Origin of the sequence: Pseudoalteromonas sp. 19-MNA-CIBAN-0066 (assembly GCF_040308705.1) — a bacterium.
Lineage (GTDB): Bacteria > Pseudomonadota > Gammaproteobacteria > Enterobacterales > Alteromonadaceae > Pseudoalteromonas > Pseudoalteromonas nigrifaciens.
Window position 1 is genome coordinate 1 of the sequence record NZ_JBEONZ010000268.1, and the last position, 261, is coordinate 261.

Sequence of the window (261 nt, forward strand, 5' to 3'; positions counted from 1 at the left end):
GAGTATGCTTATTCACTGGGCGATGGCATTAATCATACTTTCTATGTTATTTCTTGGTCTGTCGATGGTGCAAAGTTTAGCGGTTTGGCAAGTAGAGGCCATTGCGCTGCATAAGTCGTTTGGTGTTTTAGCGTTAGTGTTAGTTGCTATTAGATTAATCAATAAACTAGTCACCACCAGCCCTGCATTACCACCCAGTGTGCCTAAAGCTCAGGCATTAGCAGCGCATTTAACCCAAGTGGGTTTATATGCATCTATGAT

The 261-nt window shown here is 42.5% G+C and carries 1 protein-coding gene; it reads left to right on the forward strand.

Features of this window, described 5'->3' with window-relative positions:
• On the forward strand, positions 1–261 hold a 261-nt coding region (locus AAEZ18_RS19100; RefSeq protein WP_352255995.1), incomplete at both ends, for a cytochrome b.